The organism is Desulfonatronospira sp. MSAO_Bac3, assembly GCF_003838035.1.
In the GTDB taxonomy this organism is placed as follows: domain Bacteria; phylum Desulfobacterota; class Desulfovibrionia; order Desulfovibrionales; family Desulfonatronovibrionaceae; genus Desulfonatronospira; species Desulfonatronospira thiodismutans.
Map to the genome: position 1 here is coordinate 1 of NZ_QYZY01000040.1, position 3,984 is coordinate 3,984.

At 55.1% G+C, this 3,984-nt stretch carries 2 protein-coding genes; both read left to right on the forward strand.

Annotated elements, in window-relative coordinates; all coding sequences use genetic code 11:
* On the forward strand, positions 1 to 1,959 hold a 1,959-nt coding region (locus tag D5S03_RS01310), incomplete at its 5' end, for a putative PEP-binding protein (protein ID WP_353745141.1).
* A gap of 87 nt (positions 1,960 to 2,046) precedes the next feature.
* On the forward strand, positions 2,047 to 3,939 hold the full coding sequence (dxs, locus tag D5S03_RS01315) for a 1-deoxy-D-xylulose-5-phosphate synthase (protein ID WP_287042449.1): 1,893 nt from the start codon (positions 2,047 to 2,049) through the stop codon (positions 3,937 to 3,939).
* Positions 3,940 to 3,984 lie beyond the last annotated feature (45 nt).

Here is a 3,984-nt window from a genome sequence, read left to right on the forward strand (position 1 = left end):
ATCGGCATCAAGAGGCTGGAGGCCCTGCGGGCCCTGGACGGCCAGGAGGTGACCGTAGACGGCTCAAGGGGGCTTGTCTACCGCGGCCTGGTACCCCTGGAAGAGGTGGGCGGCGAGATAGACGTGGGCAAGTTGCCGGCCACCAAGACCAAGGTAGGCCTTATTCTTGCCGATGTGGGTCAGGCCCTGTTTTTGTCCAGGCTGCGCCGCATGCCTGATTTTGAAGTGGGGCTTCTGCGGGCGGAATTCATGCTGGCCAACATCGGGGTCCATCCCCAGGCTCTCGACGCCTATGACAAGGGCTATCTGGACTCGGTGGTGAACAAGAAGTTCAAGGAGATGGAAAACGAGCTTACCAAGGTGGTCCGGGACCAGCTCACCGCAGGGCTGGTGAGCCTGGATCTCAACCTTAGAAGGTATGTAGGGATAATATCCGGGCTTGAAGAGCGCATGAGCCAGATGACCGATCAGAAGGGGGCCAAGGGCACTGACGAAGTCCTGGCCATGCACAGGCAGCTCAGGGAGCTGGACAAAAAGCTGGACGAACATATTGATCTGGCCACCAAAAGACTGGAAGTACTCAAGACATCCCTGGACCTGAAGGAACATATTGCCATAATCATGGGTTATGCGGACCAGCTTATGCTTCTTGTGGGAGATGACCCGGAAACAGTACAGAAAAAAGAGGAGCTTGAAGAGGATATCAGCCGCATTGAAAAGCGGGTGAAGCATGATCCCGTGGTTCAGGAGCACCTCAAGAACATACAGGACCTTAGAACAGACGTGGCCCAGAAGGTGGGGCTCAAAAACGAAATGGATACAGTGCGCGACCTGCCCCAAAACATCCATGACCACATCACCAGCCGCGGCTTTAGAACCGGCAAGGAGCTTTATGTCCAGACCCTGTCCCAGGGACTGGCCCTTTTTGCCATGGCCTTTTACGGCAGGGAAATCATCTACCGCACCACTTACTACAAGACCAACGAGTACCGAAACCTCATGGGGGGCATGCTTTTCGAGCATTACGAAGACAACCCCATGCTTGGCTACCGCGGAGTATCCAGGGATATCCATGACTGGGAGCTGGAAGCCTTCAAGCTGGCCCGGGGTGCCTTTGGAGGCAGCAATCTTCAGCTCATGCTGCCCTTTGTGCGCACCTTTGAAGAGGCCAGGAGCATGAAGCGCTACCTTTCGGATGTACACAAGCTGCGTTCAGGTGAAGACGGGCTCAAGATCATCCAGATGTCCGAGATTCCAAGCAACGCCATCATCGCCAAGGAGTTCATCAAGGAATTCGACGGTTTTTCCATCGGTTCCAACGACATGACCCAGCTGGTTCTGGGTACGGACCGGGACAATTCCAGGCTGGGGCACATCTACGACGAAGAGGACCCGGCAGTGGTCTGGTCCATCCTGGTGACCATCTTCACCGGGCAGAAGTTCGGCAAGAAAGTCGGCTTCTGCGGACAGGGCGTTTCCAACAGCAAGATCATCCGCGGCCTGGTCTGCATCTCGGGAATTATCTCTGCTTCGGTGGTTCCGGATACTTATGCCCAGACCAAGGAAGAATTCGCCAAGACGGAAAAGGAAAACATCAAGCTCAAGGACATGGGGGCCTGGCTGCAGAAACAGCACCTGGAAAGGCTCTACGAACTGCTTAAAGAGAACAACTACGAGCATATCCTCAAAAAATACTCCTCCAGCAAGGATCTCATGGAATGGTACGAGGGAGAAGCTGCCAGGCTGCACGAGCAGCTTTACTCTCACCTGGGCTCCAGAAAGGAGGATTTTTACCGCCAGGAACTCTACAAATTCCGCAATATCTTCCACAAGCCGGTGATTTATGCCAACTGGGACTGGCAGGTTACCATTGACGACGCCCTGCACCAGGCGGGCTTCGCCACTTATGAGGAACAGGAGCAGGCCATGGCGCAAGTATCACAGAAGCTGGGCATATAGGTCAGGCTGCTTCAGACAACAGGGCCGGATACGTCTCAGAATTTCGGGCGTATCCGGCCTTTAAACATTCCAGCATCAAGTACAGATATGACCTCTCAAGAAGAACCTATACTGGCGGGACTGGCATCCCCTGAAGATATCCGGGGGCTTTCCCTGACACAGCTCAACAGGCTGGCCCGGGAAGTCAGAGAGCTTATCATAAGCGTCGTATCCACCAATGGAGGCCACCTGGCTCCTTCCCTGGGTACGGTGGAGCTGACCCTGGCCCTGCTCAAGGTCTTTGATCCTTCAAAGGATAAAATCATCTGGGATGTGGGACATCAGGCCTACGCCTACAAGATACTCACCGGCAGGCGGGACAGCTTCCATACGCTTCGCGCCCGGGGGGGGATCAGCGGCTTTCCAAGACCCGTGGAAAGCAGTTTTGATCATTTTGCCGTGGGGCACTCCAGCACCTCCATTTCCGCAGGGCTGGGCATGGCCGTTGCCGGGGACATACTGGATAAGGATCAGAAAGTATTATCCATAATCGGTGATGGATCCATGACCGCTGGTCTGGCTTTTGAAGGTCTGAACCAGGCCGGGGACCTGGACAGGGACCTCGTGGTGGTTTTAAACGACAATGAGATGTCCATAGCCAGGAATGTCGGAGCCCTGTCGTCATTCTTGAGCAGTAATCTTTCCTCCAGGTGGATGGTACGCTTCAAGAAGGACTTTGAAAGTTTCATGCGCCAGATTCCCAGAATCGGGGACGACATCCTCAATTACGCCCGAAAGAGCGAAGAATCCCTGAAAAACTTCTTCACTCCAGGCATTTTGTTTGAAGCCCTCAAATTCAACTATATAGGACCGGTGGACGGGCACAACATAACTTCTCTTTCCCGGATACTGGAACAGACTAAGACCCTGCAGGGACCAGTCCTGGTGCACGTAATGACCAGGAAGGGAAAGGGCTACAAACCGGCAGAGGAGAACCCCACCTTCTATCACGGGGTGGGCTGCTTTGAGCCTGAAACCGGCCTGGCCAGGAAGAAACCGGACGGCGAATGCCTGCCCAGCTACACTGATGTCTTCGGCCGGACCCTGTGTGAACTCGGGGAAAAAGATGACAGTATCGTGGCCATAACCGCTGCCATGCCCGAGGGAACAGGGCTGGGCGCTTTTGCGGAGAGGTTTCCGGAAAGGTTTTTCGACGTGGGCATCTGCGAACAGCATGCGGTCACTTTTGCGGCCGGCATGGCCACCCAGGGCCTCAAGCCCGTAGTGGCCATTTATTCCACTTTTCTGCAGCGCTCTTATGATCAGGTGGTGCACGACGTGTGCCTGCAGAACCTGCCGGTAACTTTCTGCCTGGACCGTGGCGGTATTGTCGGAGAGGACGGGCCTACGCATCACGGCAATTTTGATTTTTCATATCTCAGGCATATCCCCAACATGATCTGTATGGCCCCCAAAGACGAGGCCGAACTGCAGAGAATGCTGGCCACCGCCCTGGTGCATCCAGGGCCGGTATCGGTCAGGTACCCCAGAGGCGTGGGTACAGGAGCGGACCTCGGAGAAACAGCCCCCCTGGACATGGGCAGTTCAGAAGTGATGAAGGAAGGCACCCATGGCGTGATTCTGGCAATCGGCAGCCGGGTGTACCCGGCCCTGGAGGCGGCGTTAGAAATGGAGAAAGACGGGCTTTCCCTGAGAGTGGTCAATGCCCGCTTTGTCAAGCCTTTGCCCCTACAGGAATTAAGAGAGGCGGCTGCAAACTATAAAGGTCTCCTGGTGGTGGAGGAAAACGCACTGGCCGGGGGATTCGGGTCTGCAGTTCTGGAATTTCTGGCGGATGAGGACCTGCTTCAGGGAGTCCGGGTCAAGCGCCTGGGAATAGGGGATTTTTTCGTGGAACACGGTCCACCCCAGGAATTAAGGCAAAACCTGGGCCTTTGCAAAAACGGAATAAAAAAGGCCGCAATGGAGTTTTTCCAATAAAACAAAGAAATATCTCACGCCCGGGCCGAAGCGGCCCTAGAGCCG

What these genes read in the sequence shown, in the direction of transcription:
- dxs (WP_287042449.1), top strand. Translation starts at nt 2,047, where the DNA reads ATGACCTCTCAAGAAGAACCTATACTGGCGGGACTGGCATCCCCTGAA.